Genomic DNA, 17,827 nt, shown 5'->3' on the forward strand with positions numbered 1-17,827 from the left:
CAATGAAACATTCTTGTTCTATTATTGGTACGCAACAAATTGTAAATGATTATCATTATCTATATTATGCGGACGATTAAACCGCTAAATGGATAACGCCTGCTAATGAGAATCTTATTATTATTCAGTATGTTTTTAATGATTAGCTGTACTTCTACGCCTCCTAAAAATATTCCGAGCGATAAATCCGATATTACCGCCTTCGGAACCATTACCGATCTTCATACCGGAAAAGTCCTGACGGCCTCCCAGTTAGTGGATGAGCTGGCGGGTGCTCCTCAAGTGATCGTGGGTGAGAAACACGATAATCTTTATCACCATCAAATCGAGCGGTGGTTGATAGAAAATCTGGCACAGAAACGGCCACAGGGCAGTGTATTGCTGGAAATGTTGAATCCGAACCAACAGATCAAGGTGGATAAGGTTAAGTCCTGGCTACAGCAAGAGCCTCGTGTTAGGGAAAGTCGAATTGTGGAGCTGCTGGCTTGGCAGCCGGGCTGGAGTTGGGCGCTGTACGGCGATCTGGCAATGACGGTGATGCGTGCGCCTTATCCCGTGTGGTCGGCGAATTTGGATCGAGATGAAATCATGGCGATCTATAAGGAAAAACCGCCGTTAGAGGGCAAATTTTCTACCACGCCAGAAGTGCGCGCGGCGCTGGAAAAGCTAATTCGTGCGTCTCACGATAATAAAATTGATGCTTCGCAATTAGCTTCAATGGTGGCCATTCAGCAGCAGCGCGACCGCCGTATGGCTGAACGTTTGCTGGCCGCGCCCACTCCAACACTATTAATTGCCGGCGGTTATCATGCGGCGAAAAATATTGGGGTGCCTTTGCATATGCAGGATCTTAAAGCGGCTTCACACCCGTTGGTGCTAATGCTGGCTGAAGAGGGCGCTAACGTAGGGCCAGAAAATGCAGATTATCTGTGGTCTGTACCGGTAAAGACTTTACCGCGCTAAGAATGTCGCCGAGCGAAAAAACATCGCCACGTTAAGAATTTTTCCTTATCCCCGCGCAACAAATGCGACATTTTATGTCGCATTATTCATTTATTTGCACTGAATCTGAAAAGAGACTGTTAATTTCATTTACAAATGATTATCATTGTCAAATATAATTGATAATCATTTGCATTCTAATCATTCCATGCATTCACTGTATTTATACGATCAACCTTTACCAAAGCCGAAAGTTGGCCAAGGTTTTGTTCTGGCTATCGCTGCTCATCTCGCAGTGTCGTGGTTGATCTTTCGCGTTGCTGAAACCTTGCCTCCGTTACCTTTGCCGCCTCCCGCAGTGATGATGCAATGGTCGGCGCACATTGAAGCGCCAGCTACGCCGAAACCTTTGCCAATCGGTGAGCAGCAGACAGTCTCATCGGCGGCTTCTGAACCCCAGAAAAGCGTAGAGAAGCAGCCGGAGTTACCGAAGCTGGCCAGAGTTGAAAAAGCCAAAATTATCGTGGCTGAAAATAAGCCTGAGCCTAGAGTGCGGCAAAAACAGCCCAAGCCGGAGAAACCTCAGGCTATTACCAGCCCAACTGCGTTGGCGTCTGCTGCCAGCAGTGCTGCCCCAGTGGCACAAAGTCAGCCTTCTGAACGCGTTGCCGCGCCGATAAATAGCGATGCCAACGCAAAAGTGGAAGCCAAAATTTCCTGGGAAAGTTTGGTAAGAGGGCATCTTAATCGTTTTAAACGTTATCCTGCCGAAGCGCAGGTACGTAACCGAACTGGAACCGTCTTGGTTGAATTTACTCTTGATTATCGTGGCAATATTCTTAGCAGCAAAAAAATAAACTCATCTGGTACACAATCCCTCGATCGTGAGGCGATGAGAATGCTGGAAAAAGCGCAGCCACTGCCGATACCGCCAGAATCAATATTGTATCAGGGGAGACTTACCGTCACGCTTCCTATTGATTTTAGTTTAATTAATCAACAGTAATATCACTGATTCTAATTGTTAAATAACCCTAGGTGAGGTCATTTGTCTTTTGATGACCCGGTTAGCTACAGAATTTGTAGTAAATAAAATAGACAGTATTTAATTATATCAGAGGGACTATGAGATATTTTATATCACCTAAGATTAATGCGGGTAATTGCTTAATACCTTCGATTATTTATCTCGGTTTATTCAGTTTCTCCTTATTTGCAGGTGCGGCTGAGATGGCTGAGCCAACGCCACCTATTGCGGAAAAACATCCACATCAATTAACTCTACATTCAGAAACTCGCGTCGATAATTACTATTGGCTGCGAGATGACGACCGCAAGAATAAAAAGGTTATTGATTATCTGAAGGCTGAAAATAGCTACGCTGAATCTATACTTAAAACAACCACTACCTTGCAAGATACGCTATATCAAGAAATGCTGAAGCGAGTAAATCAGCAGGATCAATCGGTACCTTATAGTCTTAATGGATATCGTTACCAGGAAATCTATCAACCGGGTAAAGAGTATGCGCAGTACCAACGGCAGAGGGAAGTGCCTGATGCTGAATGGGAAGTGTTGCTAGATGCCAATCAGCGTGCGCAGGGGCATGATTACTATAAGCTGGGTGGGCTGAGCGTCAGCCGTGATAATCAGCGTATGGCTGTGGCGGAAGATACGCTGTCTCGTCGGCAATACAGCATCCATTTAAAACAGATTGCCGACAAACAATGGTCTGATGAGGTGATTCATGACACTTCGGGCAATATGGTGTGGGCAAACGATAATAACACTCTGTTTTACGTACGTAATCATCCGCAAACTTTATTGCCGTATCAGGTTTTTCGCCATCAATACGGTACGCCAGCAGAAAATGATGTCTTGGTTTACCAGGAGAATGACGATAGCTATTACCTCAGTTTATCGCCCAGCACTTCTCGCCAGTATATTTTGATAAATATCAGCAGCACCGCGACTTCGGAAACCCGGTTACTGGATGCCAATCAGCCACAGCAGGCACCAACGGTTTTCTCCGCCCGCCAAACGGGACGTGAATACTACATCGATCATTTTAACGACCAATTTTATATTCGCTCTAATCATCAGCATCCTAATTTTGGCTTGTATCAGACTGTATCCGGGGAAGCCTCTTGGACAACGCTGATTGCACCGGAAGATTCTAAAGACGTAGAGAATTTTGTGTTATTCCGCGATTGGCTGGTGGTCGCTGAACGGGAGCAGGGCTTAACTCATATTCGTAAAATCAATTGGCAGAGTCAGCAACAGCAGCCGTTGACCTTAGAAGACCCGACTTATATGGCGTGGCTGGCCTATAACCCGGAGCCAGATAGCCACGTTCTGCGCTATCGCTATTCCTCAATGACCACGCCGACCTCAACTTATCAATGGGATATGATTAGCGGAGAGAAAACTCTGCTGAAACAACAGGAAGTAAAAAACTTTAATCGCGATGAGTACCAAAGCCAGCGTATCTGGGTTACGGCCCGCGATGGGGTGTTGGTTCCGGCGTCGCTGGTTTACCGTAAATCATTATTTAAAAAAGGCCATAATCCACTACTGGCTTACGCCTATGGGGCCTACGGCATGAGTATGGACCCTTCGTTTAGCGCGAACCGGCTGAGTTTATTGGATCGCGGTTTTATCTTTACTTTGATTCATGTGCGCGGCGGCGGGGAGCTGGGGCAAGGGTGGTATAAACAAGGTAAACTGGCGAAAAAAGAAAACAGTTTCAATGACTTCATCGATGTTACTCAAGGTTTGGTACAGCAAGGCTTTGGCCAGCCGGAGCGGTTGTATGCCATGGGCGGTAGCGCCGGGGGGCTGCTGGTTGGGGCGGTCATTAATCAGGAACCCACTTTATTTAACGCAGTAGTGGCGCAGGTGCCTTTTGTTGATGTTGTGACGACTATGTCAGATTCCTCGATACCGTTAACCACCAATGAATACGGGGAATGGGGGAATCCTGAAAAGTTATCTGATTATAAGGTCATGCGAGCCTATAGCCCTTACGACAATATCTCTCCTAAAAATTATCCTAATTTATTAGTCACTAGCGGATTACATGATTCGCAGGTGCAATATTGGGAGCCAGCCAAATGGGTGGCTAAATTACGAGAGTTTAATCGGGGAGATAATATTATTTTATTAACCACGGATATGAGTGCCGGGCACGGTGGTAAATCTGGTCGTCTCAGTAGGTTGAAAAATAGTGCCCAGGAATACGCCTTTATTTTAGCAATGGACGAAAAAGTAAAATAATTCCACATAAAAATGTGGGGTAAACAAGTAAGAAAATAATAAGAATAAAATCCAGAGTATTCATATTGGGTATGAATGCTGCACGGCTATTTGAACGCTATAACACGAGCAAGTTTTTAATACGGAATTTTAAATTAATTTCTTGAGGGATTTATGAGAGTTAATCTAGTGGTAAAAATAATGGGAGCCGGATTGGTTTTTATCGGATTGTCAGCAATAACTCAGGCTGAAACTGAATCGGCCAATACCAAGGAAAGAATGGTATTCAGCCCGTTAACGGTGTCAGGAGCAAAAACATCGCCTGAAAACAGTGCGTTGGAAAAGCCAGGCGCATTCAGTTCTCGCGGAGAAAGCAAAGACCTGCAATCAATAGATTCGGTGATTAGAAGCATGCCGGGCACCTCAACGCAAATGGATCCCGGTCAGGGAACCGTTAGTGTGAATATCCGTGGTATGACCGGCTTTGGTCGGGTGAATACGATGGTGGATGGTGTAACGCAGAGCTTTTATGGCAGTGCGCCTAACCCCTATAACCATGGACAGTCCCCGACCACCCAATTCGGTGCACTTATCGACCCTAACTTTATCGTGGGCGTTGATGTGGTTAGAGGCAATGCCATCGGCGCTGACGGCGTGAATGCGCTAGCTGGTAGCGCCAATTTCCGAACTATCGGCGTGGATGACGTTATTTTCTCTGGTAATCCCTTTGGCATCAGAAGCAAATTCTCGTTGGGTAATAACGGTATTGGTCGCAGCGGAATGATTGCTATTGCGGGTAAAACAGATGCTTTTACCGATACCGGCAGTATTGGCGCGATGTTAGCAGTGAGCGGCAGCAGTATTGACGCCAGTTATAAAAATGGCGATGGGGTGATGAGTCAGGAATTTGGTAGTGACGAAACCTTTAAACAAAATCCGCAGTCTCAGTTAATTAAGCTGAATATCAAACCGAATGAGTTTAATGACATCGAGCTATCTGGCCGAGCTTATAACAATAAAATCAGCCGCCGCCACATTAACAGCGATGACTTTTATATTAAATACAACTATACACCGTTCTCCGAGCTGATTGATTTGAGCGTATTGGCCAGCGTCAGCCGCGGGAATCAAAAATATGACTCCGACGCATTGAACAAATTTACCAACTCAAGTGCTAAAAACAGCTCAGACGCGATTGATATTAATAATGTCAGCAAATTCAGCTACGCTGATACGGATTTTGCCGTCAAAATCGGCGGTAAATTGATGAATACTGAGTATTACAAGCATATTGAAACTACTGAGCCGGATAATAAAACAGCAGGAGAAATACTGGAGAACAACGTGTTCGCACCGGGCGGCAGACAGGATATCTCTAGTCTGTATACCGGACTGCAAATAAATCGCGGTATTTATCAGGCTAATTTTGATCTCAATTACACTGAAGCTAAGCTTAAAGGTTTCAAACCCGCCTGCGACGATCGCATCCGCTGTTTCCCGCAGGGCAGCGCGAACATTAATTTAAGTGAACATGGCTTTAATCCGAGCGTGCTGCTGTCGGCGGATATTGTGAATTGGTTCCAGCCTTTTGTCAGCTATACCCAATCAATGCGTGCGCCAAACGTGCAGGAAGTGTTTTATTCCAATGAGGGAGGGGCTTCGATGAACCCATTCCTGAAAGGTGAAGAGGCAGAAACTTATCAGCTAGGTTTTAACTCCGCCAGCCAGGGGCTGATATTTAAAGATGACTCGCTGCGTTTTAAAGCGGTTTACTATCGCAGCAAGATTAAAAACTATATTTCCAGCCAATCTTATATGCTGTGTGGGACGGGCCGCGTTTGTACGTTGGATCAAATGACTAGCGAGGATTGGAGTACAACCGACGGTAACTTTAATCTTTACATCTACACCAACTCACTCACGCCGGTCAGAACTCACGGTTTTGAGCTGGAAGCTAATTATGACGCCGGATTCTTATTTAGTCGTCTGTCCTTCAGCAAAGAGAATACCGACCAGCCGACGTCTATCGCCAGCGGTGTTTTCGGCGCAGGCGACAACGCTGAAATGCCGGATAAATTCTTGACGCTGGATACCGGACTGCGCTTCTTGGATGAAAAATTAACGGTTGGCACCATTGTTAAATATACCGGCAAGACCCGCAGGATGAGCCCCGCGTTAGATTACGACGAATATGACGGAAGATTGATGAAAGAAGAAATGTCGAATATTCCAACCATTGTGGATATTTACAGCAATTATCAATTAAATAAAAATGTGATGCTGAAAGTTTCGGTGCAGAATTTGATGAACAAAAGCTATTCGGATTCGCTAAATAAACTGAACGCGATGCCGATGCAGCAACGGGAAGAAAACCCAAATAATACTGCCAGAGGAAGAACCTATTTGTTTGGCGGCGAGATACGCTTCTAACATAATTAGCCCTGCGGTTGGCACCGAGCGCAGGGCGATTATTCAAACGCCTAGCCGTTTTTTTTCTTTGCCTGCTGTAGCCACTTATCCAGTTCATTGGCAAACTGCTGGCGATCCCGTTGATTTAAAGTATTAGGCCCGCCGGTTTGAATACCGCTGGCGCGCATGGTATCCATAAAATCGCGCATATTTAGCCGTTCACGAATAGTATCCGGCGTATAACGCTCACCGCGTGGATTTAAGGCTATTCCCCCTTTTTCAATGACCTCTGCGGCTAACGGAATATCGGCGGTAATCACTAAATCACCAATTTCAACTCGTTGTACGATTTCGTTATCAGCTACGTCAAATCCTGATGCAACCTGTAGGGTACGGATAAATTTTGACGGCGGTGTTTTCAACGGCTGATTTGCGACCAAAGTTACCATCATGCCAACGCGATCTGCCGCGCGGAAGAGTACTTCTTTGATAACGTTCGGACAGGCATCTGCATCGACCCAAATTTGCATCAGCAGGTTTCTCCGTTTGTTTCATTTGCCCATTCTCTGACCGGCAGAAAATCGCGGTAAAGCACGGCTTCCGGGCTATCAGGCTCCGGTTGATAATTATATTCCCAACGCACCAAAGGCGGCAGCGACATTAAAATAGATTCAGTCCGTCCGCCGGTTTGCAGCCCAAACAGCGTGCCACGATCCCACACCAGATTGAATTCGACGTAACGACCACGACGATAAAGTTGGAACTGACGCTCACGCTCACCCCAAGGCAGGGTTTTACGACGTTCGACAATCGGCAGGTAAGCATCGGTAAAACCTTTGCCAACGGCCTGAGTAAAGGCAAAACAGGTCGAAAAATCTGGAGTGTTCAAGTCATCAAAGAACAGCCCGCCGATGCCACGAGCTTCGTTCCGATGTTTGATATAGAAATAGTCGTCGCACCATTTTTTATACTTGCCGTACAGATCTTCCCCAAAAGGCTGGCATAACGCTTTAGCCGTTTGATGCCAATGCACCGCGTCTTCTTCAAAGCCGTAGTAGGGGGTTAAATCGAAACCGCCGCCGAACCACCAAACTGGCTGTTCACCGGGTTTTTCGGCAATAAAGAAGCGAACGTTGGCATGACTGGTTGGGATGTAAGGATTGAGGGGATGAATGACCAGCGAAACACCTAGCGCCTGAAAGCTACGGCCCGCCAACTCTGGGCGGTGCGCGGTAGCGGAGGCGGGTAAGGTGGCACCAGACACATGAGAGAAATTCACGCCGGCCTGTTCGAATACTGTGCCATTAACCATTACCCGGCTGCGTCCGCCACCACCTTCCTCTCGTTCCCACTGTTGTTCGGTAAAACTGGCCTGACCGTCTGCCTGCGCGAGTTTGGCGCAAATGTCATCCTGTAGTGATAAGAGAAAGGTTTTGATAATGTTTATGTCTGGTGTATTCATCAGGATTATATTCACTGGCTTGGGAGTGTTTTAGGCCGCTAAGTATACCCTGATTCCAGCCTATAGTTGTACCGTCAGTGTGGGTTCGGTTTATGACTGCTAAGGAAACCGAATATCGTTGCCTACTACGAAAATTCTGCCTGAATCCGTTATTATCGTCGGTATCGACCTCGGATAATAGGTGCGTCAGCCTGAGCCAACTCTCTTAACTATGTGTATCCGTATCAATTTATTATTGCGCGTGTAGATAATCCCGCGATAATCAGAACATCAACTTTAATTAACAGCGGCGAACACTGATGGAAATTCGCGTATTTCGACAAGATGATTTTGAAGAGGTAATAACTCTGTGGGAGCGCTGTGATTTATTACGGCCGTGGAACGACCCAGAGATGGATATTGAGCGCAAACTGAACCACGATCCGGATTTATTCCTAGTGGCAGAAGTGAATGGCGCTGTCGTGGGCTCGGTGATGGGGGGTTATGACGGCCATCGAGGTTCCGCATATTACCTTGGCGTTCATCCGGACTTCCGTGGCCGCGGCATTGCCAATGCGCTGATCAGTCGCCTTGAGAAAAAGCTCATTGCCCGCGGCTGCCCAAAAATAAATATCATGGTCCGCGACGATAATGATGCGGTGCTGGGTATGTATGAAAAGTTGGATTATGAGATTCAGGACAGTATTAGCCTTGGCAAACGGCTGATCGTCGATCAAGAGTATTAGCGGTGAGTAAGTCGGAAGCTTAAAAATACCCTATCCCGCTGAATTGATCTGAGGGATAGGGCGTTCAATTATGGCAATTTGGTAATATTTCTCACATCAACTTCTACTGAATTCCAGTCTTTATCCACCTTTCCTTCGATTTGTACTTTATCTTTCGGCGTGATGGTCTGGCCTTTCCAACGTTTGGCGTCAATATCTACGGTGATCGTGCCGGTATTGTCGCGGAAAGTGTAGTTATCGTGGCTCAAACGCTCTTCGATATAACCTTGTAAAGTGACGCGAGTGTCGTCACGCATGGATTTGACTTTATCTACGGTTGTGATTGCCGCGCTTGGGCCTTGGAAACCGCCTTGGGTTGCGGGCTGAGTTTGGGTTGTTGACGGGCCCTCAAAGCCACCGGTAGTTGGAGTAGTGGTGGTTTGTGCTAATGCCGGAGTGCTACATAAAGCCAGAAATGTTGCTGCTGTGATGAACTTCTTCACGTTATCGCTCCTTCAATCAATAAATGATTATGTCCGATAGCCGGGGAAATCTCGTCCTTTGAGTCGCCGATAATAACCAGACCGCAAAAAATGCTTAAATATCGCGACCTGAGCGGTCATTATAGTTTAGGAATATAGGTTGGCAATAATCCGATGGCTGCAAAATGAAGAGCATCTGTGAAGATAAGTGGCCGATTAATATGGCGGGATTACGAAAATATGAGCTTCTTTGGTGCGACTGTCATACCGAGGGGCTGTGACTACGGCACTTTTTTAGCAAACTGAACTCCAACCAGTGAATCATTGAGCGCTGTTCTACTGAAACGGGCTTTGTCTGTGGGCCGAAAGCAAGTGATTATCGGTATCACCGTTTTTGTCAGTTAATTTTAAGGAGCTATACCATGAATTTACGCCCGTTATTGCTTGGGTTGCCAATATTGCTGACGGGGTGTTCTGCGCTCTCAAATTTTTCTTGGTCGAGCCTGTCTCCCACGAATTGGTTTGGTAGTAGCCTGCGGGTGACCGAGGAAGGCGTAGGGAGTATTACTGCCGCCACGGCGATGAATCAGGATGCGATTAACGAAGGTCTGAACGGCGATTACCGCTTACGCAGCGGCATGGCTGGCAATGGCGATAGATTAATTTCTTTTTATCAGGCGATGAAGGACGCTCAGGTTAAACTGATTATTTCAGGCCAGCCTAAAGGCACTGTCGAACGCATTGACGTTATGGACAAAAATATTTCCAGCCAGTGGGGCGTAAAACTGGATACACCATTTAGCGATATCTTTGAGCAGGCTTATGGTGCCTGCCAGAAAGCTACCGGTGATGATGCCGAAAGCGTAGAGTGCGTGGCTCCAGAAAGTAAACATGTTAGTTACCTGTTTACCGGCATTTGGCATGGTCCGGAAGGATTAATGCCATCAAACGACGCACTGAAAAACTGGAAAGTGAGTAAAATAATCTGGCGTGCTCAGGCTCATTAATCTTAGCCGTAATGGGATTATTTTAACGTCGTAAAGGCTCCTCTGTCGGAGCCTTTATTATTTCTGGGGAAAAATCACGGTGGTAGCCGCCTGCTAGCATTGGGGCTATTCCTGTTTTATTTTGCGCTGACGCAATGTAATAATTAAGGCGTCGCGTATGATGTCGAACAGAATATAAAGTTGGGGGAAGAACCCCAACTCCCAGTTTTTATTGAGGAAGAAATCATGTCTCAGGTTCAGAGCGGTATTTTGTTGGAACATTGCCGTTTTGCTATTTTTTTGGAAGCAAAAATTCAGGGTGAACTGGATGACATCCGTAGCGGTTCTAAAATATTCTGCCAATCGTTGGTGGAGTTACAACAACAATACCCTGATGCACATTTAGGCGCGGTTATTGCCTTCGGTTCTGACGTATGGCATGACCTCTCCGGCGGGCAGGGCGCTGCTGAACTGAAGCCTTTTGTGCCGTTGGGACGAGGTTTGGCACCGGCGACCCAGCGTGACATGCTGATCCACATTCAGTCTCTGCGCCATGATGTGAACTTCTCTCTGGCTCAGGCTGCACTGGCCGCATTCGGTAAAACTATTGCTATTGAAGAGGAAACCCATGGTTTCCGTTGGGTGGATGAACGAGACCTTACCGGCTTTATTGACGGTACTGAAAACCCGCAGGGTGATAACCGGCCTGAAGTCGCGGTCATTGCCGAAGGTGAGGAAGACGCTGGCGGTAGCTACGTTTTGGTTCAGCGCTATGAGCACAACCTGAGCACCTGGCAGCGCCAACCGCAGGAAAAACAAGAGCAAATCATTGGCCGCACCAAGTCGGATAGCCAGGAACTGCCACCGGATCAGCGTCCTGATACCTCGCACGTTAGCCGGGTTGATTTAAAAGAAAACGGTAAGGGGCTGAAAATTCTGCGTCAGAGCCTGCCTTATGGTACTGCCAGTGGGAAACACGGTCTGTATTTCATCGCTTATTGCGCACGTTTACACAATATCGAACAGCAATTGCTAAGCATGTTCGGCGATCTGGATGGCAAGCACGACCAGTTGCTGCGTTTTAGTAAGGCCGTTACCGGCAGCTATTATTTCGCGCCGTCGCTGACTAAACTGCTGTCGCTATAGTTATAGTATTTTCTGCAAAAAAACGTATAAAAAAGCCGGATTGCTATTTAGCACCGGCTTTTTTTATAGCTCAATGGCAGTGGTCTACATATTTCTTGGGAAGATTACAGCGCCACTGCGTCACGCATTCTGTTCAGCACAGTTTGTTTTTGTTCTTTAGTTAGAGCACGTAACGGCAACCGCGGATTACCAGCATCAATACCGTGTAATTGCATCGCAGCTTTACCTGCGGCTACGCCACCCAACTCTACTAGTACACGAATTAGCGCAATGACCTGATCCATACTTCTTTGCACCGCAGCATGGTTACCAGCGTTGAAGTCCGCAATGATTTTATGGAACAGTGGAGCCGCGTAATTATAAGTGCTGCCAACGGCACCAATAGCGCCAACAGCCAATCCGCCCGGCAGATGTTCATCCACGCCAAACGGAATATCAAACTTGCCACCGCTAACCCGTAGGCAGCGTTGGAATTCATACAGATCAGCATTATTGAATTTAATGCCGGACAGGTTAGGAATTTTAGACTCGGCTTTAATTAAGAACTGTTCCATATCCAAATTCACGCCAGACATCCCGGAATGATAATAGTAAAAGCCTTTTGACGGAGCCGCCGCTGCAATTGTCTGACAATAGGCAATTAAATCATCCAGATTACCTGGCTTGAAGAAACAGGGGCCAATGGCTGAGGTCGCGAAAATATCCAGTTCTTCCGCATGGCGAGACAAATCCACCGCATCTTTAATACTGAGAGCGCCTGTGTGCAGCGTAATGCTCAATTGTCCCTGTGCGGCAGCAACCCAGCGCTCGGCAATTTTTTTACGTTCTTCAACGGAGCAATGAATACCTTCTCCCGTGGTGCCGCAAACGTAAACACCTTTTACGCCATCATTAATCAGATGCTCTGCAATCTGGTCAATGACCGGGTAATTGACTTCACCGTGCTCATCAAACGGAGTGTGCGGTGCAGCGATAAGGCCGGTTAACTTTTTCATACTTATCCTTAAACTCGAAGAGATAGCAGGGGGGGAGTTTGTTTATGGAGGATAACTCCGCCGTTAAAATTAAGCACGTCAGGAAGACTAACGCTGCTTGATGGCATCGGTGAACCAGCCGCAGATATGTTCAATGCGGGTGATGGCGGAGCCGACGGTAACGGCATAGGCTCCCGCCTTAATCGCGGCGGCGGCGAGCGCCGGTGAATTATAGCGACCTTCGGCTATCACCCGGCAACCGACCTGAGCCAGTTGGTTTACCAGCGCTAAATCCGGCTCAGACGGCGTATTTTTCGAGGTATAGCCGGATAACGTGGTGCCGATAAAATCGACGCCCAAGCGGTGAGCGCTGATACCGTCGGTATAGTCAGAAGCGTCGGCCATGGATAAACGACCAGAAGCTTTAATTCGTTCAAACAGCATTTCCACCGAAACGGGGCGCTCTCGGTGGGTTACATCAAAAGCGATAATGTCGGCTCCGGCGGCAACCAATGCATCCACATCTTCCAGCCATGGGGTTATTCTGACTGCGCAGCCCGGCAGATCTCGCTTAACAATGCCAATAATGGGCGCATCGGTCACTTCACGCACCGCTTTCACGTTGGCGGCACCTTCAATACGCAGGCCTACGGCACCGCCGTCCAGCGCGGCTTGCGCCATGGCGGCAATCATTTCGGGGCGATCCATGGCGCCGTTGGGAACCGGTTGGCATGAAACGATTAATCCGTTCTGGAGCTGATGGCGGAGGTGGATTGGATTGCTCACGGTTTTTAACTCCGGTATTTTATCTTAAATGAAGTTTTACTCCATCATGTTAGATCTTTTATTCGACGGGCGCAACGACTGAACGAGCAAAATGTGAACCCGTAGGAAAGGGTGCCAGTCCCTTTTCCTTTGGCCGCATTTTCTGTTTGCCTATTAGAGTGAGTTGAGATAGTTTCATTCGAAGTAAAACTCCATTTTATTTTATTTTTCGGAGTGTGATCGGTGGGCGTAGAGGCTGAGGCACAGAGAGGCAGCGGTATGAAGCAGGGCTTGGTACTGGATATTGGTGGCACTAAAATCGCCGCCGCGCGAGTGAATCACAAAGGCGAACTGAGTCAACGGCAGCAAATTGCCACTCCGCGAGGAGACGCAGAACGGTTGCAAAGAACGCTGGAACAATTGATTGAACCCCATCGACAACATGTTGATTTTGTTGGTGTGGCTTCAACGGGGATTGTTAGTAATGGTTATCTCACGGCGCTAAATCCTGCCAACCTCGGTGGCTTAGCTCATTTTCCACTGCAAGCTTGTATTGAAGGCATCGCGAATGTGCCTTGTGTGCTGCTAAACGATGGTCAGGCCGCGGCGTGGGCGGAATATCAGACTTTGTCTATTGCCGTGAATAATATGATGTTCGTGACGGTTTCAACCGGCGTGGGTGGCGGTATTGTCCTGAATAATAAGTTACATACCGGTAATCAAGGATTGGCCGGCCATATTGGTCACACCTTGGCCGATCCTCACGGGCCGATGTGCGGCTGTGGTCGACGCGGCTGCGTAGAAAGCGTTGCGTCCGGTACGGCCATTGGCGCAGCCACTGCTGCCTGGGCTGAGCCGGTCACTGCCGTTGAGGTATTTCGCATGGCAAAAAATGGCCAGCGGCAGGCAGAACAGATTATTGACGATTCAGCGGCAGCCATTGCCCAAATGGTGGCGGATATGACCATGGCTCTGGATCTGGAAATGGTGGTGATCGGCGGTAGCGTGGGGTTAGCCGAAGGCTATCTCGATAGAGTGAGGCTGGCGCAGAAAACGTTACCGGCCATCTATCGTGCGCCTTTGCAGGCGGCTCATTACCGCCAAGATAGCGGTTTATCGGGTGCAGCGCTGTGGGCCACAGCCACGCTGTAATCAATAGTGCAACCTAGTGACGAATAATTAAGATTATCCGTTGGGATATAAGGCATAAAAATGATTCACGGTAACTTAAATCAGCCCGAATTTTTTGGCGGCTATCCGGAAAGTATTCAAATGATACTGGCGTATTTGTCGGAAATACCGGTTAACGAATTGTCCTGCGGTCGTCATGATATTAACGGCGAGGATATTTTTATGAATGTGATGGAATTTGACACTCAGCCAGCGGAAAGTAAAAAAGCAGAAATGCATCTTGTCTATGCCGATGTACAGCTGCTCATTCGCGGTGTGGAAGGGATTGAATATTCAACCCAAACGCCATCAGAACATCTGGAGCCTTATCAGGCTGAGGATGATTATCAGCTTATTGCCGAAATTCCGGATAAAAGCCAATTACGTATGCTCCCCGGTATGTTTGCGGTATTCCTACCGGGTGAGCCTCATAAGCCGGGCTGTCAAATTATCGGTTCTGGTACGATTAAAAAACTGGTGGTGAAGGTGCATTGCCGCCTGCTGGACGACACTCTATTATCCTGATTTCCCTATAATAAGAACCTTAGTTATCTTTGACATTTTCCCCGGCCCCCCGGGGTTTTTTATTGTTTCTACCGCCGCTCTCCGGCCTCATTTGTCTTCACGAAGCCTGCCAACTATGTAATCATGCCCACCAAATTTAAACTCACCCTGAGGTGTTTGTGATGAAAACGGGTACTCCACGTTTCCAGCCTGGAAAAATTCTTGATGCCTTGGGGGCGATGCAAAATAGCCTGACTCGTTCTGCTCAGCGTATTGCGGCCTATATTCTGACGGAGCCGGCTAAAGTGACTCAGGTTTCTATTGCTGAATTATCCTCATTAACTCAAACCGGCGAAGCCACCATTATTCGTTTCTGCCGCACGCTGGGCTATAAGGGATTCCATGATTTCAAAATGGATTTGGCCATCGAAGTTGCAACCAGCAATGCGTCAAATAATGAAAATAGCCTGTTAGACGCGGATGTTCAGGATAGCGATAATACCCTGACTATTGGTAGTAAATTGCAGGTGGCAATTAATAATGTGTTATCAGAAACCCTGAATTTGCTGTCGCTGGAATGTGTTGAAAAAGTGGTTAGCTTGCTGCGTCCGGCAGACAGAATCTGTATTTTTGGCGTAGGGTCTTCCGGTATTACTGCCGAAGACGCCAAGGCAAAATTAATGCGTATCGGCCTGCGAGTCGATGCCGCAACCAATAATCATTTTATGTATATGCAGGCTTCATTAATGAAAGCCGGTGATGTCGCTATTGGTATTAGCCATTCAGGTACTTCTACAGAGACCGTAGAGGCATTGCGGCTGGCAAAACAGGCCGGAGCGACAACCGTTGCCTTAACTCATAATATGGGGTCGCGCATTACCGAACTGGCCGATTATGTATTAATCAATGGCAACCGTCAGGGGCAATTACAAGGTGACTCTATCGGCACCAAAATTGCCCAGTTATTTGTGTTGGATCTGATTTATGCCTTATTGGTGAAAGCTGATCCTGAGCAGGCGGAGAGTACGAAGCGTAAAACCACTCTCGCCGTTAGCCAGAACGGATAAGCTGCAAAAAAATATAATCTCCTTTGCAAAACGCACTTCTCCCGTGAATAAGCCATCTCTACGTTATATCTACGGTGGCTTATTTGGTTCTTCCCGGTAATACAAACATTTCGCCATCTTTGTCACGTTTTCTACACATTGTGATTGAAAAGAGAGAGTGATCTTATACACTCAATTGGAGTTTTACTCCTTTTTGTGTTTTATTTCGGGGTTTAACTGCAAAAAACATAAGCGTAGCTATCAGCGCAATTAGCTGCTTTAAATATGCGTTAAAACAATGAGATGCTGATTGTTAAACGCGTGGCCGGGATAATAGATTTCCGTCAGAGGCTTATCAATGACGGGGGAGAACGCCTTAATATGAATACTTCAATACAGCAGCGCTGGTATAAACAGCTGACGCCTGCTCAATGGAAGGCATTTATTGCCGCATGGATCGGTTATGCCCTGGATGGCTTTGACTTCGTACTGATCACGCTGGTGCTGACCGATATAAAGCAAGAGTTTGGTTTATCCCTTATTCAGGCCACCAGTTTAATCTCTGCGGCATTTATTTCCCGTTGGTTTGGCGGATTAGTGCTGGGTGCTATGGGCGATCGTTATGGTCGTAAATTAGCCATGATTACCAGCATCGTCCTCTTTTCCTTTGGTACGCTGGCATGTGGTCTGGCTCCGGGTTATACCACCTTATTTATTGCCCGACTGATTATCGGTATTGGTATGGCGGGAGAATATGGCTCCAGCTCGACTTATGTCATGGAAAGCTGGCCGAAACACATGCGGAATAAAGCCAGCGGCTTCCTGATTTCCGGTTTCTCCATTGGCGCCGTATTAGCCGCTCAGGCCTATAGCTATATCGTTCCTGCTTTTGGCTGGCGGATGCTGTTTTATATTGGGTTGTTGCCGATTATTTTCGCTTTGTGGCTACGAAAAAACCTGCCAGAGGCCGAGGATTGGGAAAAGGCGCAGAATCAATCGGCTAAACAGAAACCCGCTAAATCGCTAAATATGGTGGATATCTTGTACCGCAGTAACCTCAGTTACCTGAACATTATTCTGACGGTGTTTGCCGCCGCAGCGCTATATTTCTGCTTCACTGGTATGGTTTCGGCACCCGTTGTGGTGGCTCTGGGAATTTTATGCGCGGCAATATTTATCTACTTTATGGTGCAAACCAGTGGCGATCGCTGGCCGACGGGCGTGATGCTGATGGTGGTGGTGTTCTGCGCCTTCCTCTATTCCTGGCCGATTCAGGCGCTGTTGCCAACTTACCTGAAATTGGAGCTGGGTTATGATCCACATACTGTAGGTAATGTGTTGTTCTTTAGTGGCTTTGGCGCGGCGGTTGGTTGCTGCGTCGGCGGTTTTCTGGGCGATTGGCTGGGGACGCGTAAAGCCTATGTAGCCAGTTTACTCGTTTCCCAATTGCTGATTATCCCGCTGTTTGCCATGGGTGGCGGGAATATTATGCTGCTTGGCGCGGTGCTGTTTTTACAGCAAATGCTGGGGCAGGGCATTGCGGGACTGTTACCGAAATTATTGGGCGGCTATTTCGATACCGAGCAACGCGCAGCCGGTTTAGGCTTTACTTATAACGTGGGGGCGCTCGGCGGTGCACTGGCACCGATTCTGGGCGCGTCTATTGCTCAACACTTGAGTCTGGGAACTGCGCTGGGATCTCTATCCTTCAGCCTGACTTTCGTGGTGATTCTGCTCATTGGTTTTGATATGCCATCGCGCGTTCAGCGCTGGATTCGTCCGAAAGGATTGAGAATGGTCGACGCCATTGATGGTAAAGCTTTCAGCGGTGCCAAGGGCAATGCCACGGCGCAGCCAGTCACGCTGAAATAATCCCTCGCGCGTGAGGTTAACCACGGCGCTTTCACAAAGTCTGGCTGATATCAGCCAGACTTTCTTATTTTTGTCAGTCGCGGGGAAGAGGCGGTTTTGCTGCCTTAGAG

The 17,827-nt window shown here is 47.5% G+C and carries 16 protein-coding genes; 11 read left to right on the plus strand and 5 right to left on the minus strand.

The genetic code is table 11. From position 1 onward, the window contains the following. Positions 1-105: 105 nt before the first annotated feature. From PL78_RS15920 to PL78_RS15935, 4 genes are all read left to right on the plus strand, one after another. Positions 106-963 carry a ChaN family lipoprotein gene (locus PL78_RS15920; protein WP_064516992.1) on the plus strand — a complete coding sequence of 286 codons (858 nt, stop codon included), beginning with the start codon at positions 106-108 and terminating at the stop codon, positions 961-963. A 145-nt stretch (positions 964-1,108) separates the two neighbouring features. Further along, a complete protein-coding gene (locus PL78_RS15925; protein WP_235600983.1) occupies positions 1,109-1,948 on the plus strand; it encodes an energy transducer TonB in 840 nt (279 codons plus the stop codon). Positions 1,949-2,172: 224 nt separating this feature from the next. Next, on the plus strand, positions 2,173-4,218 hold the full coding sequence (locus PL78_RS15930) for a S9 family peptidase (protein WP_064516996.1): 2,046 nt from the start codon (positions 2,173-2,175) through the stop codon (positions 4,216-4,218). 153 nt (positions 4,219-4,371) lie between these two features. Further along, entirely contained in the window at positions 4,372-6,627 is a 2,256-nt protein-coding gene (locus PL78_RS15935) for a TonB-dependent receptor domain-containing protein (protein ID WP_064516998.1), read from the plus strand. A gap of 50 nt (positions 6,628-6,677) precedes the next feature. Here PL78_RS15935 and PL78_RS15940 read toward each other — a convergent pair whose 3' ends face one another. Together PL78_RS15940 and hemF are read right to left on the minus strand one after the other, a co-directional pair. Beyond that, entirely contained in the window at positions 6,678-7,136 is a 459-nt protein-coding gene (locus tag PL78_RS15940) for a YaiI/YqxD family protein (protein ID WP_064517000.1), read from the minus strand. After that, positions 7,136-8,068, minus strand: coding sequence for an oxygen-dependent coproporphyrinogen oxidase (gene hemF, locus PL78_RS15945; RefSeq protein WP_064517002.1), 933 nt, complete (start codon positions 8,066-8,068; stop codon positions 7,136-7,138). The genes PL78_RS15940 and hemF overlap by 1 nt, the downstream gene beginning before the upstream one ends. 299 nt (positions 8,069-8,367) lie before the next feature. Here hemF and PL78_RS15950 point away from each other — a divergent pair, with 299 nt between their 5' ends. After that, complete coding sequence (locus PL78_RS15950; RefSeq protein WP_064517005.1) at positions 8,368-8,793, plus strand: GNAT family acetyltransferase; 426 nt, start codon at positions 8,368-8,370, stop codon at positions 8,791-8,793. A 68-nt stretch (positions 8,794-8,861) separates the two neighbouring features. Here PL78_RS15950 and PL78_RS15955 read toward each other — a convergent pair whose 3' ends face one another. Continuing rightward, on the minus strand, positions 8,862-9,275 hold the full coding sequence (locus PL78_RS15955) for a YgiW/YdeI family stress tolerance OB fold protein (RefSeq protein ID WP_064517007.1): 414 nt from the start codon (positions 9,273-9,275) through the stop codon (positions 8,862-8,864). A 401-nt stretch (positions 9,276-9,676) separates the two neighbouring features. On the opposite strand from PL78_RS15955, the gene PL78_RS15960 reads away from it, so the two are divergent. Next, entirely contained in the window at positions 9,677-10,261 is a 585-nt protein-coding gene (locus tag PL78_RS15960; protein WP_064517009.1) for an RpoE-regulated lipoprotein, read from the plus strand. Between the two features lie 225 nt (positions 10,262-10,486). Next, positions 10,487-11,386: a Dyp-type peroxidase gene (locus PL78_RS15965; RefSeq protein ID WP_064517011.1), complete on the plus strand. Its 900-nt coding sequence runs from the start codon at positions 10,487-10,489 to the stop codon at positions 11,384-11,386. Between the two features lie 104 nt (positions 11,387-11,490). On the opposite strand, the gene PL78_RS15970 is transcribed toward PL78_RS15965, so the two are convergent. Both PL78_RS15970 and PL78_RS15975 read right to left on the minus strand, forming a co-directional pair. Then, entirely contained in the window at positions 11,491-12,381 is an 891-nt protein-coding gene (locus PL78_RS15970) for a dihydrodipicolinate synthase family protein (RefSeq protein WP_064517013.1), read from the minus strand. An 87-nt stretch (positions 12,382-12,468) separates the two neighbouring features. Then, positions 12,469-13,101: an N-acetylmannosamine-6-phosphate 2-epimerase gene (locus tag PL78_RS15975; protein ID WP_235601042.1), complete on the minus strand. Its 633-nt coding sequence runs from the start codon at positions 13,099-13,101 to the stop codon at positions 12,469-12,471. A 303-nt stretch (positions 13,102-13,404) separates the two neighbouring features. Here PL78_RS15975 and PL78_RS15980 point away from each other — a divergent pair, with 303 nt between their 5' ends. The 4 genes from PL78_RS15980 (at position 13,405) to PL78_RS15995 (ending at position 17,717) form a co-directional block, all read left to right on the plus strand. Further along, complete coding sequence (locus PL78_RS15980) at positions 13,405-14,277, plus strand: N-acetylmannosamine kinase (protein WP_064518494.1); 873 nt, start codon at positions 13,405-13,407, stop codon at positions 14,275-14,277. 60 nt (positions 14,278-14,337) lie between these two features. Continuing rightward, positions 14,338-14,820 (plus strand): N-acetylneuraminate anomerase, encoded by a 483-nt coding sequence (gene nanQ, locus PL78_RS15985; RefSeq protein WP_064517015.1) that lies wholly within the window; start codon positions 14,338-14,340, stop codon positions 14,818-14,820. Positions 14,821-14,981: 161 nt separating this feature from the next. Next, on the plus strand, positions 14,982-15,866 hold the full coding sequence (locus tag PL78_RS15990; protein WP_064517017.1) for a MurR/RpiR family transcriptional regulator: 885 nt from the start codon (positions 14,982-14,984) through the stop codon (positions 15,864-15,866). Between the two features lie 360 nt (positions 15,867-16,226). Continuing rightward, positions 16,227-17,717, plus strand: a complete 1,491-nt coding sequence (locus PL78_RS15995; RefSeq protein WP_064517018.1) for an MFS transporter — start codon at positions 16,227-16,229, stop codon at positions 17,715-17,717. Positions 17,718-17,827: the final 110 nt, after the last annotated feature.

Origin of the sequence: Yersinia entomophaga, from assembly GCF_001656035.1 — a bacterium.
Classification (GTDB): Bacteria; Pseudomonadota; Gammaproteobacteria; order Enterobacterales; family Enterobacteriaceae; genus Yersinia; species Yersinia entomophaga.